Raw genomic sequence first — 20,081 nt, forward strand, 5'->3', positions numbered from 1 at the left:
TTATTATGAATCTTGGAATGCAGGCAAATATCGGACAGACGCAGGAGCAAACACTATCTCCTGCGCTTCTCCAGTCTGTGAAGATGCTTCAGAAAACTTCGCAGGAACTGGAAACCGCCATCAAGGAAGAAGTCGAAGTCAACCCGCTCTTGGAAGTGGACGATGGCGACTTTGACGATCAGGAAGTTCCCGTCGACAAGGACCCGGAAGAACTCGATCCGCGTGCAGATTCGGATGAATTCCCTGATGATATCGAGGACATGGCTCGCGGTTCTCTGGACGATACTGCTGACGTCGATAGCAGTTACCTCGATGGCGAATCTTCGGATGTGAACTGGGATAGCTATTTGGGTGATGGCACATCGTACGATGACGCTCCTTTTAACGATTTGAATTCTGGCGGGAAGGACCCGGACGAAGATTGGGATCGCCCGATCAAGGACGTGGGCAAGAGCTTGCAGGAACAGCTCGATGACCAGCTCCGCCTCTGGAACGGCACCCGTGAATTGCAGGAACAGCTTCAAGAAAACGGCGTGACCGAAGAGCATTTCCGCAAGTTGGTCCAGTACCTCATCAACTCCATAAACGACGATGGATTCCTTTGCGATGCAAACCGCGACAATGAATCCGAAGCGATGGTTGTCCAGTCGGACGACAAGTACATTGACGAGATTGAACGCGTGCTCCGTGGGGAACTCAAGCTCGAAGACGCAAGCCTCCCGGTGCGCGAAGCTGTTCACGTTTTGCAGTCCTTCAAGCCGAGCGGCATTGGTGCCCGCGACCAGCGCGAATGCTTCTTGATTCAGGCGTACGCAATCCCGAATTTCCCGAGCCTTGCTATCCGCATTCTCGAAGAAGAATACGAGAATCTTTTGCAGCTCCGCTATGCAAAAATTGCAAAGGCGTTGAACGTTTCCGCTGACGAAGTCAAGACGGCTGTTGCAAGCCTCTCGCGTTTGCGCCCGCACCCGGGCTTCCAGCTTTCGCATTCGTATTCGCACATTATCAATGCGGATTTGAAGGTTGTCGAAAAGAAAGGCAATTACGAAGTTGTCTGCTTCAAGACCAAGATGCAGAAGTCGCTCCGCATCAACCAGACGTACAAGGCGATTCTTACGGACCCGTCTGCATCAAAGCAGGATAAGGAATACGTGAAGGCGCAGCTAGCGAAGGCGACGGACCTCATCAAGGCGGTCGATAACCGCTTCTCGACGATTGAACTTGTGATGCGCGCGATTGTCAAGCGCCAGCGCGGGTTCTTCGAAAACGGCCCCGCGTTCCTCAAGCCGATGATCCTCCAGGATGTCGCCGACGATGTCCATTTGGCGGTGAGCACGGTGCAGCGCGCGACTGACCAGAAGTACGTGGAAACCCCTTACGGCATGTACGAACTTAAACATTTCTTTACGTCCGGTGTGAAGCAGGGCACAGCCCCGGATGCTGAAGAAGTGGGTTCTGCGCAGATTATCGACGCTATCAAGACGCTCATTGACGAAGAAGACAAGTCTTCTCCGCTCTCTGACCAGGACATCAGCGACGAGCTTTTGAAGCAGGGAATCAAGGTGGCACGCCGTACAGTCGCCAAATACCGCGAGAAAGAGCTCAAGATTTTGCCAAAGAACCAAAGAAAGCGCTAAAAAAAGCGAAATTTCGGCAATTCGCTATAGCAAATATTCCAAGATGGAACGAATTTTTTTGCAAAATCCAATTTAGTTGTGGACTTTTGAAAAAAAAAGATGTATATACTTTAATTGCGGAACGCAAGTTCCAAAATGTTTTTAAACGTAAGTAAATCGTAACATTAACATACGGAGGTTTATCATGGATATTCAGTTTTCTGCTCGTCATTTTAACGCATCGGCAGGTCTTCAGGACCGTATTCAGGAAGAAATGGATAAGTTGGCCAAATTTTACCCGAATATCACTAGCGCCTCTGTAATTCTCGACCACGAAGTTGAACACCAGCGTCATTGCGAAATTTCTGTCAACATCACAGGTTCCGTCATTGTCGCTTCTGCCGACGAAGAAAACATGGGCAAGGCAGTTGACGTAACGCTTGAACGTATCAAGGTCCAGCTCAAGAAGGCCAACGACAAGCAGAACGATCACAGATCTCAGCCGGTTTCCGAACTCACGTAATGGCTGATAGATTAAATGACATCAAGATCCTGCACCGGGAACGCTACCCGGTGCGGGACTTTTTTATCCGCTACGGCAAAGATTTGCAGATGGTGCAACATTGCCCCGATGAGGACATGAACTCCTGCATCGAAGAAAGCGGAATTCACCGCCCTGGCCTTGCCATGGCTGGTTATACTAAAGTTTATAGTTCGCAGCAGATTCAGGTGATTGGCCATACGGAATGGAATTACCTGGAATCGGTTGGACCAGAAGCGCGAACGAAGATCTTTGAAAATTTGTCTGTATTCCGTGCGCCGATGTGGGTCGTGACGCATGCGCAGACTCCGCATGATGAACTCAAGGCAATGTGCAACCGCTTGCATATTCCGCTGTTCTCGACAACGCTTCACACGTTTGAATTTTTCAAGATGGGCCAGAGAATTCTCGATGAATTCTTTGCTCCGCATGCCGTGATTCACGGAAGCCTCGTGGACGTCTATGGCGTGGGCATGCTCTACGTGGGCGATAGTAACGTCGGTAAGTCCGAATGTGTACTTGACCTTGTCGAAAGCGGGCACCGCATGGTGGCAGATGATGTTGTTCACATTAGCCATGTCGGAAACTCCATTATTGGACGCCCGGATCCGCTGATCCGTCATCACATGGAAATTCGCGGTGTGGGTATTTTGGACATTCGTTCGATGTTCGGTATTCATGCCATTCGTAAAGTCAAGAAAATCGAAATGATTGTCGAACTCCAGCAGTGGCGTCAAGATGTTTCGTACGAACGCACGGGCCTAAACGAGATGGAAGAAAACGTCATGGGCGTGAATATCCCGAAAGTGGTATTGCCTGTGGCACCCGGCAAGAACATGACCGTGATTTCTGAAGTGATTGCCATGAATGTCCTCATGAAAATGAGCGGGCAAAACGTGGCTCGGGACTTCAATGAGTCCTTGATGCAGAAGATTAAGGCGAAGGCGAAGGGTGAATATACGGATGATTTGCTAGATTTTAATCCGCAGAACTGGTCTTTCTATGAATAGTTTGCTGTTTAAAATCAAGAAAAATTTTGTAGCAAGTCTTATTTTTCTCATTATCGTGGTCTCGTGTGGGCTGGCGGCTTATTATTTCCATCCGTCTAGCCCGTATCACAAGCGCTATACGTTTGTCGTAAAATACGAAACGATCGGTACGCTTTCTCCGGGAAACCTTGTGCGCGTCCGTGGCATTGCGATGGGCGAGATTGTCGATGTAAAGCTTACGGACGAAGCCGTTTATGTTTCTGCTCGCGTGCTTGCCGATGCGAAAATTCCTGTGAACTCTGAATTCCGTCTCGTGACAGCAGGCCTCATGGGCGAGCGCGAAATGAGCATTATCACCGGTAACTCTAGCAAGCTAGTGGCTGATGGCGATACTGTCAGTGGTCTTTACGACGAGGGTACTTCCGGGATTTCGAAAAACTTGACCGCCGTGTTCAAGGATATTGGCGATATCAAGCAAATGGTTACTGTATTTGCAGATTCATTGACGGTGGGCGAGACGGGTAAGCGCATGGAGCGTGTCGGCAAGAAAGCCAAGAAACTCATCCGTGTGACGAATGCCGATATCCGCAAGTGGAAATCCATGGTGGATGAACTGCTCGACGCTTATCACGAAGCGGGCGAAAAGCTTGAACGCTCGTTGCAGGAACTTTCGGACCGCGGTGGCGAAACCGCTACAAAGGCAAACGAAGCTATGGACCGCGTGCGTGCACTGTTGGACCGTGTTGATGCTTCAAAGAACGAGGCGCTTGCCATTGTCTCCAAGTTTGACGAAAGCGAAGGCTCGGCAAGAATGTTCCTCGATAAGTCTTCTAAGTTCCACAAAGACTTCGATTTGCTGCAAAAAGACTTCGATGCGTTGCTCAGTGGCGTCAAAAAAGACGGTCTCAAGCTCAACGTAGATATCTTTTAGTAGGCAGTAGAAAGTAGACAGTCGGCAGTTTGTTATTAGTTAATTGCTTTTTGCCTTTCTAAGCGTTGTCATGCCCGACTTGATCTCTTTGACTACTTGCAGCTTTGCTGCTTAGTAGTCATGATCCGCGTATGGGGAGGGCATCTCCTTTTAAATTATTTTGTAATTTATATTTAGTTTGCAAATCGTTGTATGTTTGCAATAAAGGAGGAAATATGCTTGGATTGAGGATTGCGTTTCTGTTTGTCGTATTGCTCTTGGCTGCTTGTGGAGACGATCCTGCGTCAGTGAATGAAGGTGCTGGTAAAAATACAGGAGCCGAAGCTAAACCTGAAACTAAGCCTGAAACCAAGTCTAATCCTTCGATTTTTGAAGTGTGCAGCGATGACACGACTTCTGTGAAATATTATCAGGAACCAGATCCTGGAACTCCACCAACAGAAACGGCAGTACATCTTGCCGGTTATGTGACTGATACGGCTGGCATTCGTGTTCCGCATGCACATCTCTATCTTGCCGAAGTCGATTCTGTTACCCACCACACTTACGCTGTGGATTCCGCAGAAACGGATTGTGATGGTCACTATTCATTTGGCTTTGTCGATAGTGGCAAAAAGGACAGGACATTTAGAGTCTTGGCAAAGGTCTATTCGATTTCAGGAACGCCGGATTCCATGCTTGGGTATATGGAAAAATTTAATTGGTGGCGAGAGAAATCCTCTTTGACGTTCAATATACAAGTTGGCGCTCCGGCTTCAATGCTGCTTTACACAAACTATGTGACTCGCACTGATGATTTGGATTCAATCTGTTTCCATGGAACATTTATTTGTGGGCGGTTGACCAAGGAAGATCAAAAACGTGGCTATACGATGATTACGGGACTCCCGATGGGCAAAATCGGGGACCATTACGCATGGCATGGGGATGAACACACAGATGCGTCTACGACAATTGAACTTGAACCAGGCGACACTCTCTATGTCAGTGATTACGCTGCTGGGTATCCTATAGATTCCGTTGTGGTTTCTTTGCCTAAAGCGGCGACGCAAATTCTTGAATCTGCGGGCTTGGAAGCTTCGCTTGAAAAATTGTTTGTTCCGATGATCCGTTTTACAAATCCCGGGTCTTACGATCCCCATTCCTTGATTGATGAAATGGGAAACTACGTTATGTTTGAAAGTGCCGAAAATGAATCGGTCGAAAACCGTAATTGGTTTACGTTCCCTGTAATGAAAAAGGATCCTGTTGTGGCGCACTGGTTGCTCTGGGGCTGGATAACGGATGCTGACCGGTCTAGGAATGGAAGTATAAAGCAATTGTTGGCAACTGTTGAACCGGAAAAGGTGTTCGATGACACGCTTTTCAACTTTCACCACGATGTTTTTGAAATGTGTGCTGTTTATAAAAGCCATCAAGAAGATTTGTCAGGAGTGACGGCTTTGGGGAATGGTTGTAAAGTTATTGATGAATACAATTGGCAAGAAAATGGCTTTGCGGTGAGTTTTTGGGCACAGGCTGATGGGTCGGCGAAGGACGGAACAGTGCTTTCTATCGGTAATGATACTCTTGGGATAAAAATGGCTCGGTGCGAAAGCGATTCAAAGTTGATATGCTTCAATTCTAGTGAAGGAAAATCGACGGACAAAAATTATGGAAAAGCGGAATTTTTTGATGGAAAACGCCATCATGTCTCGTTTGCCATTTATGAAAGACATGTCATTGTAATGGTAGATGGCGAAGTCGCTTATGAAGCGGATATGGATTTTGATGAATTATTTGAGGGTAAAATTTCTGGAATTCGCGTTGGTGCGTATGCGCTGAACGATTTTGTGATATTCCGACCGGGTACTTATGTCCACAAGACGGATGACAAGGATTGGAGTCGTTTTAGGGCATGGCTCACGGCGTTCTATGAATTGCAAAAGTAAAATGAGTCTTTTTTACCGACTTATCAACATTTTTTTTTGAAAAATAATATTTTAATTGTTCTTTTTTGTAAAAAAAAGATAATTTAAAGCGGTGCTTATCACAGTGTAACTCACAAAGAAGGAGTTTAATATGGCTGAGAAGAAACCCGTAAAGATGAGCGATGCTGATCTTAAGTTCTTTGAAGAAATGCTTTTGGAAAAGAGACGCGAGCTTGTGACCGCCCAGAGCGATTCCGAAAAGGCTAACGTGTTCTTGGACCAGAAGAATCAGTCCGGTGACGGTGGCGATTCCGAAGGTGCAGATTCTGCAACGGACATCAACTCGCTCGAAACGAACCTTTCGCTGGCAGCCCGCGAAGGCAAGTACCTTGTTTATTTGGAAGAAGCTCTTAAGCGCATCAAGAATGGAACTTTTGGCGTTTGCAAAATCTGTGGACAGCTGATTCCGAAGGCGAGACTCATGGCCGTACCGACTGCTACCAAGTGCGTGAACTGCAAGGAAGAAACCAAGAAAAAGGAAATCCTTGACAACCGCATGGAAATGGCTAAGATGTTCGCTGAAGCCCAGCGCAAGGAAATGCTCCGCAAGGCCGCTGGCCGCTAATTTGTCATTCCCGCCCCTGAGCGGGAATCCCCTTTAAAAAAACGACCCGTACCGCGGGCCGTTTTTGCTTTATTCCGAAATAGCGCCGAAGAACGCGTCCGCAAGCGTGGCGCGGAATGCGTGAATCCTGTCGGCGTTCGGTTCGCGATGCGGGTAGGTGAAGTTGCTGAGGAGAATGATGGCGCCTCCCTTGTCTGGGTCGGCGACGATGCTTGCTCCTGTGAATCCTGTCTTGCCGAATGCTTGTGGCGAAACCTTTGTACCCATGAACTTGGCTGCGTTCAGTTCCCAGCCGAGGGCGGTTTCTGCTCCGACGTTATCGGCGAGAGCGTTGTGGCTTACGATGTCCAAGATTCCGGCAGGGGCGATTTGCTTGTCCTCGAACTTGCCGTCCATCAGAATCATCTTCACGAACTTCAGAAGGTCGGGGACGCAACTGAACATGCCGGCACTCCCGACGGGGAAAAGCTTTTGCAGAACCCAGGCGCTTTCGTCGTGGACTTCGCCCTGGATTTCTCGATGGCGAAATTCGCAAAGCTCGGTTGCGGCAATTTCTGATTTCGGAACGCGCGTGAGTGGGTTGTAGCCCGAGCGTGTCATGCCGAGCGGCGTAAAGAATCGCTCGTTACCTTGTTCCTGTAAGTTCTTGCCAGTAAGCCTTTGCAATAAAATGCCGAGCAGCACGCTTGCGGGGTTCCCGTAATTAAAGATGGTTCCCGGAGCGGCAGAGAACTGGTACGTGTAAAGGGCGTTCAGGATTCCTTCGGGCGAGAGCGTTCGCAATGTCTTCATCGGTACGCGGTAATCGAGGCTGTGCGTGAGCAAGTGCGAAACGTAGATCTCGTCGCGGTAGTTTGTCTTGAGTTCCGGGATAAAGTCGATGACTTTGGCATCAATGGAGAGCTTGCCTTCGAGAATGTACGAGAGTGCAAGTGTCGAGGTGGGGCAGACCTTCGTGAGCGATGCGATGTCGAAAACGGTGTCTTCGGGGGTGTTGAGCGTAACGGTGTGGCTTGAGCCGTCTGGGAGCAAATAGCCAACGACGGCTTTGTCAAAAATATCTTCGGATTCTGCTTTTTCTAAAAGTTCGGATAGTTTTTCGGAGATCTCCATTTTCGCCCCGGCAAATTTTGCCACAATAAAAAAAGGGCATCTCCTACGGTACGAACACTCGAAACTACTATTTTACAATGATAGCAGCGCCTCGGGGATTTGTTTTTCGCGTCGATGCGCGCCTAAACTGAACCACAAGAGCAACGAGCTGATTTATTCCTGTTAGATCGGGTGTAAAATCCGTGGGATGCCCACGTATAATATATGTTTCTTGAGGGCTAAAAACAAGGGAAAAACACAAAAAAAATCTCGGCAAAAATACCGAGATTTCGTATGTGTATTAAATGTATCCGGATTGGCTTAAACTTGGTTGTCGGCTTTAGGGAGGCCCTCGTCCAACTGGAGCGAAAGTTCCCTAAGGTCCTTATCCATCAGGTCGTGGTATGTTTTGGCCTTGCGCAATTGCTTGCGCAGCTCGACAATCTCGGAAGTGAGCTCCACAGCCAGTAGGCACAGCTGCTTCTTCAGTTCCAGTTTAAATTTCGAGGAATTATCGAGACGACTTTCGATGAAATCGACGATTTCCTTCAAGTCCGTATCGGGCAAGTCTGTGCGGATGTGGATGCGTTCTTGAGCGACGTTAATGCTGACTGATCTAAGTGTCTCGTTTGCCATATTATTTCATTCCTACGCCGAATGGATCGTTATCCAACAACCACCTTAGCCGAAAAAACCGGGTTGCGAGCCTCCATTGCTCGCGAACAGGTCAGGGTTTTCTTCCTGAGGTTTGTTTTCAGCCTGCTGTTCAGGGGCTTGTTCTGCAGCCGGCTCGTTGATATTGATTTCGGTGCCGAGTTCGCTTTCGATCGTAGAAAGGAGCTGCTGGAACTTGCTCTGGGCTTCGGAAATTTCGTTGCCCTGGTTCTGGACCTGGTTGTTAAGGTTGTCGATGATGTCGTTCTTTTCGGCGACCTGACCGTTGAGGCAATCGATGATGTTGTTCTTTTCGTCCATCTGGCCGTTGAGGCTGTCGATGATGCCGTTCTTTTCGGCGACTTGGCCGTTGAGGGCATCGATGATGCCGTTCTTTTCAGCGACCTGACCGTTGAGAGCGTCGATGATTCCGTTCTTTTCGGCGACTTGACCGTTAAGGGCGTCAATGATGCCGTTCTTTTCGTTGATCTGTCCGTTGAGGCTGTCGATAATGCCATTCTTTTCGTTAACTTGTCCGTTCAAAGAATTGATGGCGTTGTCCTTTTCAGCGACCTGACCGTTGAGAGCGTCGATGATTCCGTTCTTTTCGGCGACCTGGCCGTTAAGGGCGTCAATGATACCATTCTTTTCATTGATTTGAGCGTTCAAGTTGTCGATAATGCCATTCTTTTCGTTGATGGCTTCGTCCTGTGCGGCAGCCTGGTTGGCTCTTGCATTGAGGGCGGCTTCGTAGTCGGCGATCTTTGCGTTAGCAGAGTCCAACAAGTTTTTCTGGTCTTCTGCCTGGGCGTCTTTGCCTTCGAGAAGCTGTTTGAGTTTGGCGTTTTCTTCACGCAGGGCGCGTACTGTTCCGAGGACGCTTTCAACCTTCTGCGACAACAAGTTCATGTTTTCGAAATTCATTATTTCTCCATATTTGGCGGGGTGCGAAACTTACTACGTAAGATATATAAAATTTTCTTGTAACTAGAGTATTATAAAATGTAAAATGACCTTTGTATTTTCGTTTTTTTGAGGCTTTGCGATCTCCTGTCTTTTATGCTGTCATCCCCGATTTATTCGGGGATCACCATTTCATAAATGAGAAAAGGTAAGGGGTTGATTTTATTGGGGCGCGACAATATAAAAAAATAAATAGATTTGAATTTACATGATTCCTGTAAGTGAACACATTGAGCGACGACTGGCGGAACTCCCTCTGCTACCTGGGGTGTACATCATGAAGAATGCCCAGGGGAAGATCATATATATAGGGAAGGCGAAGGTCCTGAAAAACCGCGTGTCTAGCTACTTTGACGGCAGCGACCATGCCGGTCACCGTGCGGCAACGCTGATGCTCCCGTATATCCGCGACATCGAGTGGATCATCACGGAGAGCGAAACTGAAGCGCTTATTTTGGAAGCAAATCTCATCCGAAAGCATACGCCTAAGTACAACATATTGCTCAAGGACGACAAGCATTTTCCGTATTTGGCGTTCTCTGTGAATGAGCCGTTCCCGAGGCTGTTTTTGAGCCGTTCGGTCAAGAAGGATGGCTGCCTGTATTATGGTCCTTATATGAGTTCGCGCATGATCCGCCAGCTGCAAGATATTGCGGCGAGACTTTTTCAGATTCGCGAATGCAAGCTGAAGTTGCCTCTCAATCGGCCGGTGCGTCCTTGCCTTAATTATCACATCGGGCGTTGTGGCGCACCGTGTGCAGGGCTTGTGACGCGTGAAGAATACCAGAAGAAAGTTGCACAGACGCAGATGCTTTTGGGCGGCAAGCGAGATGACCTGATTCAACTTTGGGAACGCGAAATGCTCGAGGCGAGCGAACGCATGGATTTTGAGACGGCGGCGAAAAAGCGTGATGCGATTCAGGCGCTCAAGGCGACGAGTGCGCACCAGAAAACGGATGTGTCCGATGCGAGCCTCTGCGTGGACGTGCTTTCGCTCAAGCGGAATGGCACGATGGCTGCCGCCGTGATTTTCGAGTACCGCAACGGCGTGCTTTGTGGGCGCCGCCACTACCGCTTGGAATGCAAGCTCGAAGACGACGAAACGGAAATTTTCCGCCAGATGGTGGTGCAATGGTACATGGACGTGGAATTTATTCCGGGCGAAATTGCAACGGATGTGCCGCTCCCGACGGACATGTCGGAGCGAGAATCTATTGAACAGGCGCTTGCGTCCAAGACAACGCACAAGGTCGTGCTCACGAATCCGCAGCGCGGCGAGAAGCTTGGGTTCTTGAAACTTGCTTCCGCGAATGCCGACATGATTCTCGTGGAAATGCGCGCCGAGGTGCAGAAGTACAGCGAAATCGACAGCAGCGTTTTTGAATTGCAAAAAGTTCTCGGTTTAAAGAAGACTCCGTTCCGCATCGAGTGCGTGGATATTTCTCATTTGTCCGGTACGAACACGGTTGCAAGCCTTGTGGCGTTCAAGAACGGTCGCCCTGACAAGAGCAATTACCGCAAGTTTATCATCAAGACTGTAACGGGTGTCGATGACTTTGCGAGCATGCGTGAAGTGATGACCCGCCGCATCCGCCGTTTGGAAGAAGAAGGGATCCCCATGCCCGATTTGTGGGTGTGCGATGGCGGTAAAGGTCAAGTCGATGCCACGATGCAGATTTTAAAGGAACTCGGTCACGATAAGGACTTGCCGCTGATCGGGCTTGCAAAACGCCTCGAAGAAATCGTGTTCCCCGATGATCGCAAAAGCATTGTGCTGCACCGTACAAGCCCCGCGCTAAAGCTTTTGCAGAACGCCCGCGACGAGGCGCACCGATTCGCCATCACGTATCAGCGCAGCAAACGCAAAAAAGATCTCGAAGTCGAATGGCTCAAAATGCCGGGCGTCGGTCACGAAACCCGCATCAAGATTTTGAGCAAGTACAAGAGCGCCGAAGCGTTTATGGACGCGCCGCTCGAAGACATCGTCGATTTGCTTGGAAAAGTCCGCGGCACAAAACTCCGCGAACAAGTCGCTGAATATTGCGCCGGTGGTGACGCCGCTGAAGATGTAATTTGACTTAATTACCTTGATTGTTTAGATTTGTGATGTTTTTGAGAAATGGATAATGTTAGAGGTAAATCATGAAATTTGAAATAAAAAGAGTGATATTGTTGTTAGCTCTTTTTATAACTTCGGTTATAACGCAATCTTGCGCATTAATGGATAAATCGAAGTATATTGAATATGCTCCGCGTGATAGGCAGTTAGTTTTAAACGGAAAAGTTGTTTCTGAAAGTAAATTTGGTGGAGTTGAACGGTGGTATGCAATAGACAAGTATGGAGGTTCAAGTAAAGTTCGTTTTCAGGTGGGTTATTTTAGAGATGAACCTTATTTTGGATTTGTGTTGTATGAGGGTGGAACTCAAGGAAAAATTGCAGTCTGCTATAGAGAGGGTTTGGATTTAAGATGGGATTGGATTGATAAGGGCACTAATGTTATGATGCATTCTATTGTTATTAATAAAGCAGGCGAAAAAGGCTACTATTATGAATTCTCGAGTGAGGGCGAGAAAGTGTTGCCTAGAGAAACCTTTAAGGTTTACAAATTCTAATTTTTTTATTGTGATGAATAGCTGCGAATAATGTCAAAGCATTGTTTGTGGCTTTTTTTATTGACAAATCAGATGGATATAGCGTCCGTTGCCTTTTGAATTAGGATAAATAATATCGTAGCTCTTCCAGCTGTTATCCAATAACTAATGGCCAATGGCTGTTGACCAACAACTACTTTGTAAACATTTTTAAATGTAAAATTTTGTTAATCCGTTTTGAGAAATCATCAAGGGATTTTTACCAAGTTCAAAAATAATTTTGAATTGGAATAATCTATATTAGATTTGAATTTTCAATTAAAAGGGGCCCCCGCAAAGGCCCTATTCTAAGAGGACTCAAATGATTGGATTGAAATCGATTGCTAGAACGGCCTTGGTGCTTTCGGCAACTGGCGCACTTTTTGGGTGCGGTAGCTCATCGCAAGACGAGCTTGCCAGCGGTTCCTTGCCGCGTCAGGAAACGCTCTATTTGTCTGGGCAGCAGAATGATGCTCCTGGTACGTTCAACCCCCTTGCAGAAAGCTGGATGACAACCTGGCCTGTGAGTGGTCGTTTCAACTTGATGTACGAACCGCTTCTCACCTACAACTCCTTGACGGGTGAAATCGAATCCCTCCTCGGCACGCTCGTGAGCAAGAACAACGACTCTATCGTCGTCGACTTGAACCCGGCCGCAAAGTGGAGCGATGGTGAAAAGGTTACTTCCCGTGACGTGAAGTTCATCTACACGATGGGTTCCATCAACACTAGCGAACAGATTTCCGCAATTCACGTTGATACCGTTAAATCCGAACCGGCAGGTGCGGTGGAACGCGTTGCTTTCCTTATCAACAAGAAGCAGCGTAACAACCCGCTTTCTGTGATGGACTTGTTGCAGGCCATCCGTATCGTTCCGGCTCACGTGTTTGAACCGCTCATCGAAAAGCTCGGCTCCAAGGACGAAGTCAAGAAACTCCCGATGGACCAGAACCCGGTCGTTTCCGGTCCGTACGCTCTCCGCAGCGCCGACCCGAACAAGATTATTCTTGAACGCCGCGACGACTACTGGGGCAATGCCGCTCTCCACAACGGTCAGCTCCCTGCTCCGAAGTATATCGTTCATCCGATTTACAAGAACAACGAACACAACACCATCGCTATGCGTAGCGGCAACCTCGATGCTTCCCAGAGCTACATCCCGCGTATCAACCGCAAGGCTGGTGCCGGCGTGCACACCTGGTTGAATGAACCGCCGTACTTCTTGCCGGGTGCAATGCCGATGCTCATCATCAACACGATGAAGGAACCGCTTAACGACAAGCGCTTCCGCCGTGCTCTTGCAACCGCTATTGACTACATGGCTCTCCGCAAGTTCGCTGTGTCCGACTACACGGACCAGATCAAGCCGGGCCTCATCATGCCGACTAACCTCGAAGGCAAGTACATCAGCGACGAAGACCTCGCTAAGTATGGTGTCAAGCTCACCATCACGGACGAAAAGGAACGCGTCGAAACGGTGAAGCAGATGCTTTCTGAAGCTGGTTACAAGTCTGTCTGGAATGACGACGGCACGCTCGACCACATGGAAAACGCCAAGGGCGAAAAGATCCCGACGATGTACATCACGAGCCCGAACGGCTGGACCGACTGGGAAGCTATGGTGACCATCGCTGTTGAAGGTATGCGCAAGGCTGGTATCGATATTCGTGAAGGCTTCGTGGATGGCGGTTCTTACTGGCCGGCCATGGGTCTCGGTAACTTCGACCTCATCATGCACAAGCCTGTTGCTGACGTGACTCCGTCTCTTCCGTGGAGCCGCTTCAACGAAATCATGGCAAGCCGCGACTGGCAGCCGCTTGGCGCCTGGGCTGGCGTGAACATTGGTCGTTACAACCAGCCGGGTACCGAAGGTTTCCGTCCGGAAGTCGACAAGCTCCTCAACGCTATCCCGCTCATGAAGAATGCTGATTCTATCGCAACCGCTTACCGCGAACTCAACAAGATCTTCATGGAAGACCAGCCGTCTATTCCGCTGGTTTACCTGCCGGAACAGTTCTACGAATTCAGCGACCGCGTCTGGACGAACTGGCCGACCGAAAAGAACCCGTACGCTCCTGCTCAGCTTCCGTGGGTAGCTTCGGGTACCAAGACCCTTTGGAATTTGAAGCTTGCTAAATAAAGGATAAAGGACTACCAATGCTTAAACAATATCCTATGCTACGTTATGTCCTGCAGAAGGCGTTCTGGTACTTGTTGACCTTCGTCTGCGCAGTGGCACTCAACTTCGCGTTGCCGCGTCTCGGCGACAACAACCCGGTTGACATCATCATGGGTCAAGCCGGTAAGGGCCTTTCTCCGACTGAAGCTCAGAAGAAAAAGGCAGAACTCCTCGTCTCTTTCGGCATGGCTGAATTGGACAAAAACGGTAACGTTATCTATGAACCGGAAACTGACGCCAACGGCAATGTCGTGATGCAGAAGGTTCCGCAGCTCGACGAAAATGGCCAGCCGGTCGTGAACGTCGTGAAGGTTGTTGACGAAGCCGGCAATCCGGTGATGGTCGAACGCCAGAAGCTCGACGAAGCTGGCAATCCGGTCTTTGTTGAAAAGTCTCCTGCTGCCGAAAAAGGCAAGAAGGGCAAGAAGGCTAAGAAAGCAAAGAAGGTGAAGAAGGCTAAGAAGGGCAAGAAGGGTGCCAAGGCTGCTGAAGTTGCAGCTGTCGAAAAGGTTCCTGTCATGGAAACCGTCCAGGCCGAACGCGTCGATACCGTCATGGTCGATCAGCCGGTCATGAAAACCGACCCGAAGCTCTCTTCCGCTGTTTCTCAGTTCTTTAGCTATATCGGCAAGGTGTTCCACGGTGACCTCGGTCTCTCTTACCAGAACAACGAACCGGTGACGAACGTTATCAAGAAGTCCCTCCCGTGGACGCTCGCTATCCAGGCTCCGACGATTCTTCTCGGCTGGATTGTGGGTAACCTTCTCGGTGCTTTCGCTGCTTACAAGCGCGGCATTTTCGACAAGGTATTCTTCCCGTGCGCCATGTTCCTCAACGGTGTGCCGTTCTTCGTGTTCGGTATGCTCTTGGTCGCATTCTTCTCCATCACGCTCGGCTGGTTCCCGGCTATGGGCGCTTACAGCCCGGACATTCCGGAACTCACTTTCAGCTGGTCTTGCTTCAAGAGCGTCAGCTGGTACTACGTGCTCCCGTTCTTCTCTGTGTTCCCGATTCTTCTCTCTGGTCAGGCAACGGGTATGCGTTCCATGTCCATTTACGAACTCGGTACAGACTACATGAAGTATGCTAAGTGGCTTGGTCTCCGTGAAGGCAAGATTATTAGCTATGTGTTCCGCAACGCTATGCTCCCGCAGCTCACTGGTCTTGCCCAGAGCCTCGGTGCCATGGTGGGTGGCGCTCTCATTACCGAAATGATCTTCTCTTATCCGGGTCTCGGTATGGCAATGCTCAATGCCATTCAGAAGAACGACTACGCAACAATCCAGGGTTGCACCTTGATGATTTCTACTTGCGTTCTCGTTGCAAACTTTGCAGTTGACGTTTTGATCGCTGTCTTTGACCCGCGTGTCAAGGCCGGTCTCCAGATGGGAGGTAAGTAATCATGGGTAAGCTTTTAAGAAACCTTCTCAAGTCCCCGATGTTCGTGATAGGCGTGTCCATCTTTGTGCTCACGCTCCTCATCGCCATCTTTGGACCTCTTTTCTACAACGTAGACACTCACGCTCGTGACATCGTCGCTGGTCCGTATGCAGGTTCTAGCTCTGCTCACTGGCTTGGCACGGACCACCTTGGCCGTGACTATGTGTCTCTCTTGATTGCCGGTCTCCGCAGCTCCCTCTATGTGGGCTTCGTTGCAGGTATCATTGCTACGACTATCGGCGTGCTTATCGGTCTGTTCGGCGGTTTCCGCGGTGGCTGGGTTGATGAAGTATTGAACATGCTCACCAACATCTTCATCGTTATCCCGCAGTTCGTGATTCTCGTTCTTATCAGCTCCGCTGTTAAGGATGGCCGTTCCCTCACCTTGATTGGTCTCATCATCGGTCTTACCGCTTGGAGCTGGTCTGCCCGTGCCGTTCGTGCCCAGGCTTCTTCTCTCCGTAGCCGCGACCACATCGCCCTTGCCCGCCTCAACGGTGCATCGACTTTGACGATTGTGATCAAGCATGTGCTTCCGTACTTGCTCTCGTACGTGTTCATGGTGTTCATCATGCAGGTGTCCTCCGGTATTCTTTCCGAAGCTTCCATCTCCATGATCGGTCTTGGCCCTGTCGATTCCACCAGCCTCGGTATCATCTTGAACCAGGCTAAGGATAACGGTGCTCTCTCCGACTCCATCTGGATTGCATTCATCCCGGCAACGATCGTCGTTACCCTCACGGTGTTTGCTCTCTACCTGATCAACACTTCCATGGAAGGCGTCTTCAACCCGCGCCTGCGCAAGTAAGAGGTAAAAAATGTCTGAAAATGTTTTTGAAGTTGACCACTTGGGTCTTTATTACCTCGGCCGTTTTGGAGACAAGACTCACGCTGTAACAGACGTGTCTTTCTCCATGAAGCAGGGGGAAATTCTCGGTATCGCCGGTGAATCTGGTTGCGGTAAGTCTACGCTCGTTTCTGGTCTCATGGGCATGTGCATTCCGCCGCTTTACCCGGAAACGGGTGACGTTCGCGTCAAGAACGGCGACAAGATGGAATCCCTCATGAACCGTTCCATCGAAGATGTTCGTGCAAATGTCCTCGCTCAGCAGGTCTCCATGATTCCGCAGGGCGCATTCAACGCATTGAACCCGGTTCGCAAGATTAAGGATATCGCAGCCGACGTGCTCAAGGCTCACGCCAAACCGGGCGAAAAGCAGGACGCTAAGCAGATCTACGATCGCGTCTATGCTCACTTCGACCGTATCGGTATGGACACCAAGCGCGTGCTCAACTCCTTCCCGATCAACCTCACTGCAGGTGAACGCCAGCGTTGCGTGATTGCAATCTCTACGATTCTTCTCCCGAAGATGGTGATTGCTGACGAACCGACTTCTGCTTTGGACGTTTCCACGCAGAAGGAAGTAATCAAGATGATCTTCGACTTGCTCGACAAGGGCATCTTCCAATCGATGATCTTCATTACCCACGAACTTCCGCTCCTCTACCACGTGGCAGACAACATCGCCATCATGTACGCAGGCGAAATCGTGGAAAAGGGTACTGCAGAACAGGTCGTCAAGGACCCGCGTCATCCGTATACGCAGGCTTTGATGGGCGCTATGCTCAGTACCGAGGCAAGCCAGCGTGGCCGTCATCCGGTGGCTATCGAAGGTGCTCCTCCTAGCCTCAAGAACAAGATTGTGGGCTGCCGCTTCGCTCCGCGTTGCAGCAAGGCATGCCCGGACTGCAAGAAGAATACCCAGAATCTCCGCATTGTCGGCGATCGTGACGTGAGGTGCGATTATGCAAAGTGATAAGCCCATTGTTTTTTCTGCCAAGCGCATCAGCAAGGATTTCGGTGCCGGCAAGAGCTTGAAGACTGCTGTTAAGGATGTTTCCTTTGACATCTATGACGAAGAATTCATCTCCATCGTGGGTGGTTCTGGTTGCGGTAAGTCCGTGCTTGCTAAGATCATGCTCGGTCTTTACCAGCCGACTCGCGGTCAGTTCCTCTATCGCGACAAGCCGATCAAGAACCTGAAGGACCACTGGAACGAAGTCCAGTCCGTTTTCCAGGATCCGTTTGGCTGCTTCAACCAGTTCTTCACAATCCGTAGCCAGCTCGAAGACGCTCTCAACATCCTCAAGGACAAGCCGTCCAAGGAAGAAGTCCGCCGCCGCGTTGACGAAGGTCTCAAGGCTGTGAACGTCGCTCCGGCAGATATCGAAGGCAAGTATCCGTTCGAACTCTCCGGCGGTCAGATGCAGCGTATGCTTCTCGCCCGTATCTTCGCGCTCCGTCCGAAGGTCCTCATTGCTGACGAAGCTACCTCCATGGTGGACGCCTGCGTTCGTGCCAACATCCTCGATTACCTCCGCAAGTTGAAAGACGAGCTGAAGATGACCGTGGTGTTCGTGACCCACGATATCGGTCTTGCAAACTACGTTTCTGACCGTATCTTCATCATGCACGACGGTAAGATCGTGAACCAGGGTACTCCTGCTGAAGTGCTCGACAACACGAACGAACCGCATACGCTTCGCTTGCTCGATGACATCCCGGAAGTCCACAAGACTGAATGGATCAAGAACAGCCATCGTTCTAAGAAGTAATGCAAATGTCACCCCGGACGCCGTTCCGGGGGCGCCTTTTGTGCAATTCGAAAAGCCGCAGCAACCGCTGCGGTTTTTCTTTTGCTTTAAAAATCCTCTGCTTGCTATCTACGGTCTACTTCTTGATTCTAACTTCCGGCGAATTATATATATTCATTCTATGAAATTACTTTCTACACATTTTTGGCGTTTGAGGGGTGCCGCGCATTTTGCGCGTTTTGCACTTGTTGTTATGTCGCTTGCTTTTTTGCAGTCGCCGGTTTTGGCAGCGGGCCTTGTGAAGCAAAGTATAGATACGACCGATGCCATGCGGACTCTCGCGAATTACGACCGAGGTTTTTACACGCCGCAGGTGTTGCATATAAAGCCATCGGGCTCTAAGCCGATTGAAAAGCCATATAGCAAGCTTTTGCACTTGCGCGCCGAAATTTCGGAATTCAGCAGTCGAGCTTGGCTCGGGATCGATACGACGGGCGGCAAGAAGGATACGACTTGGGGCAAAAGCCAAGACCTCACCGAAGATGCCTTGAACGTGTTGCAACAGACGTTTGATAATATCCGCGCAAACAAGGGCTTTGTGATTGTGCGCGTCTGTTATGACCCGTGGTACAATGGGCGTAGCAATGTGACGCCGGAACACAAGTGGGTGTTACGCCATGTGGAACAGCTTGCGCCTGTGCTTTCGAAAAACACTGATGTTATTGTCGCGCTCGAAATGGGCATGCACGGCGCCTATGGCGAAATGCATTCCGACACGAGTATTACTTATGACCGCGTTGCCGAAGCGACAAACTTGATGCTCCGCAATACGCCTCCTGAGCTCAAAATTTTAACGCGTACAGGGAACTATTCGGCAAAGGTGCTCGGCTTTGACAACTGGGGTGTGGACTTCCATATTGACGGCGAAAAGTTTGCAGAAATTGCAGAAGCCAAAGGCGATACGATGTACCGCGTGGGAATGTTCAATGACGGCTACTTGGGGACGCAATACGATTACGGTACCTGGGGTGCAGACTGCAAAACGTCCATTTGCCGCGAAGAAGGCGTGGCATGGCTCGAAAAGTACGGCATCAACACGCCATACGGCGGCGAGGCGCTTACCACAGCGAACGGCTACCAAGTCATCAATACGCCCGAATTTCTCGCGTACGAGGGTTTCCGCACGCATACGAGCTATTTAAATATCCAGTGGAACAACAACCTGATTAACAGTTGGAAAAAGACGCTGTTCAAGCAGAAAGACTTTGATTACGACCCGGCGCTGTACGATTCGCTTACGGGTTTCAAGTACATCAATGACCACCTGGGCTACCGCTTTGTGCTGCGAGAATCGTGGTTGAGCGATACGGTGGGCTCTGACCGCGTGCTCCGTGCAAAGTTCCGCGTGCAGAATGTGGGCTTTGGTAACCTCACTTGGAAAGCTCCGGTAAGGCTTGCTGTTTTGGAGGACCTGGAAGGTAGCGATTTGGAAATGTGTCCTTCGACGGCTTATTATGATCTGCCAGAAATTGATTCCCGCGATATCCATAGCCGTACTATTTCGGTTGCAGGCGGCGATACTGTGATGACGTTTGACGGAAACAACGAAATGGAGATTGAAGTCAAGTTGAATAAGCTCTCCAGGGGACGTTACCAAGTGTATTTGAAGGTGGGCGAAATAGAGTTCGCTAGCGCTACGATTGGAGCGAAGGGTACTTGCGGTAGGGAACAGTCCGCCGCTTATTTGGGCAAGTTCTATTATGATGAAAATGCTGTGTCCATTGCGCCGCGCGCTTCCCGCAGCTTCGTGCAAAAATCCCAGACGCCATACGTCCTGCGTAAACGCAATAACGTGATTATTCGTAACGGCGAATGTTCTTACAAGTCAAACGGCTCTCGTCATTCGTCATTCTGA

17 protein-coding genes are annotated in these 20,081 nt (G+C 49.6%); 14 read left to right on the forward strand and 3 right to left on the reverse strand.

Annotation, left to right across the window (positions count from 1 at the left end):
• Nucleotides 1–5: 5 nt before the first annotated feature.
• The 6 genes from rpoN (at nucleotide 6) to BUC30_RS10125 (ending at nucleotide 6,612) form a co-directional block, all read left to right on the forward strand.
• On the forward strand, nucleotides 6–1,637 hold the full coding sequence (rpoN, locus tag BUC30_RS10100; RefSeq protein ID WP_073424743.1) for an RNA polymerase factor sigma-54: 1,632 nt from the start codon (nucleotides 6–8) through the stop codon (nucleotides 1,635–1,637).
• Nucleotides 1,638–1,821: 184 nt separating this feature from the next.
• Nucleotides 1,822–2,139: a ribosome hibernation-promoting factor, HPF/YfiA family gene (gene raiA / locus BUC30_RS10105; RefSeq protein WP_014545957.1), complete on the forward strand. Its 318-nt coding sequence runs from the start codon at nucleotides 1,822–1,824 to the stop codon at nucleotides 2,137–2,139.
• Nucleotides 2,139–3,167: an HPr(Ser) kinase/phosphatase gene (gene hprK / locus BUC30_RS10110; protein WP_073424744.1), complete on the forward strand. Its 1,029-nt coding sequence runs from the start codon at nucleotides 2,139–2,141 to the stop codon at nucleotides 3,165–3,167. Before raiA ends, hprK begins: the two co-directional genes overlap by 1 nt.
• Complete coding sequence (locus tag BUC30_RS10115) at nucleotides 3,160–4,077, forward strand: MlaD family protein (RefSeq protein ID WP_073424745.1); 918 nt, start codon at nucleotides 3,160–3,162, stop codon at nucleotides 4,075–4,077. Before hprK ends, BUC30_RS10115 begins: the two co-directional genes overlap by 8 nt.
• Nucleotides 4,078–4,292: 215 nt before the next feature.
• Entirely contained in the window at nucleotides 4,293–6,008 is a 1,716-nt protein-coding gene (locus BUC30_RS10120; RefSeq protein WP_073424746.1) for a carboxypeptidase-like regulatory domain-containing protein, read from the forward strand.
• 130 nt (nucleotides 6,009–6,138) lie between these two features.
• Nucleotides 6,139–6,612 carry a TraR/DksA family transcriptional regulator gene (locus BUC30_RS10125; RefSeq protein WP_014545954.1) on the forward strand — a complete coding sequence of 158 codons (474 nt, stop codon included), beginning with the start codon at nucleotides 6,139–6,141 and terminating at the stop codon, nucleotides 6,610–6,612.
• 69 nt (nucleotides 6,613–6,681) lie between these two features.
• Here the strand turns inward: BUC30_RS10125 and BUC30_RS10130 are convergent, their stop codons facing one another.
• The 3 genes from BUC30_RS10130 to BUC30_RS10140 form a co-directional block, all read right to left on the reverse strand.
• Nucleotides 6,682–7,725 (reverse strand): serine hydrolase domain-containing protein, encoded by a 1,044-nt coding sequence (locus tag BUC30_RS10130; RefSeq protein ID WP_073425013.1) that lies wholly within the window; start codon nucleotides 7,723–7,725, stop codon nucleotides 6,682–6,684.
• Nucleotides 7,726–8,025: 300 nt separating this feature from the next.
• Nucleotides 8,026–8,340, reverse strand: coding sequence for a hypothetical protein (locus tag BUC30_RS10135; RefSeq protein WP_014545952.1), 315 nt, complete (start codon nucleotides 8,338–8,340; stop codon nucleotides 8,026–8,028).
• 45 nt (nucleotides 8,341–8,385) lie between these two features.
• Nucleotides 8,386–9,282: a glycosyl transferase family 2 gene (locus BUC30_RS10140; protein ID WP_073424747.1), complete on the reverse strand. Its 897-nt coding sequence runs from the start codon at nucleotides 9,280–9,282 to the stop codon at nucleotides 8,386–8,388.
• A 247-nt stretch (nucleotides 9,283–9,529) separates the two neighbouring features.
• On the opposite strand from BUC30_RS10140, the gene uvrC reads away from it, so the two are divergent.
• From uvrC to BUC30_RS10180, 8 genes are all read left to right on the forward strand, one after another.
• Entirely contained in the window at nucleotides 9,530–11,398 is a 1,869-nt protein-coding gene (gene uvrC, locus BUC30_RS10145) for an excinuclease ABC subunit UvrC (RefSeq protein ID WP_073424748.1), read from the forward strand.
• Between the two features lie 65 nt (nucleotides 11,399–11,463).
• Nucleotides 11,464–11,934: a hypothetical protein gene (locus tag BUC30_RS10150; protein WP_073424749.1), complete on the forward strand. Its 471-nt coding sequence runs from the start codon at nucleotides 11,464–11,466 to the stop codon at nucleotides 11,932–11,934.
• 340 nt (nucleotides 11,935–12,274) lie between these two features.
• Complete coding sequence (locus tag BUC30_RS10155; RefSeq protein ID WP_073424750.1) at nucleotides 12,275–14,092, forward strand: ABC transporter substrate-binding protein; 1,818 nt, start codon at nucleotides 12,275–12,277, stop codon at nucleotides 14,090–14,092.
• 35 nt (nucleotides 14,093–14,127) lie between these two features.
• Nucleotides 14,128–15,531: an ABC transporter permease gene (locus BUC30_RS10160; protein ID WP_244536586.1), complete on the forward strand. Its 1,404-nt coding sequence runs from the start codon at nucleotides 14,128–14,130 to the stop codon at nucleotides 15,529–15,531.
• Nucleotides 15,532–15,533: 2 nt separating this feature from the next.
• Nucleotides 15,534–16,379, forward strand: a complete 846-nt coding sequence (locus BUC30_RS10165) for an ABC transporter permease (protein WP_073424752.1) — start codon at nucleotides 15,534–15,536, stop codon at nucleotides 16,377–16,379.
• Between the two features lie 10 nt (nucleotides 16,380–16,389).
• Nucleotides 16,390–17,388 (forward strand): ABC transporter ATP-binding protein, encoded by a 999-nt coding sequence (locus tag BUC30_RS10170; protein ID WP_073424753.1) that lies wholly within the window; start codon nucleotides 16,390–16,392, stop codon nucleotides 17,386–17,388.
• Nucleotides 17,378–18,187: an ABC transporter ATP-binding protein gene (locus BUC30_RS10175; protein WP_014545945.1), complete on the forward strand. Its 810-nt coding sequence runs from the start codon at nucleotides 17,378–17,380 to the stop codon at nucleotides 18,185–18,187. Before BUC30_RS10170 ends, BUC30_RS10175 begins: the two co-directional genes overlap by 11 nt.
• Nucleotides 18,188–18,419: 232 nt before the next feature.
• On the forward strand, nucleotides 18,420–20,081 hold the full coding sequence (locus tag BUC30_RS10180) for a DUF4832 domain-containing protein (protein WP_139260839.1): 1,662 nt from the start codon (nucleotides 18,420–18,422) through the stop codon (nucleotides 20,079–20,081).

The organism is Fibrobacter sp. UWB7 (assembly GCF_900142945.1).
In the GTDB taxonomy this organism is placed as follows: Bacteria; Fibrobacterota; Fibrobacteria; order Fibrobacterales; family Fibrobacteraceae; genus Fibrobacter.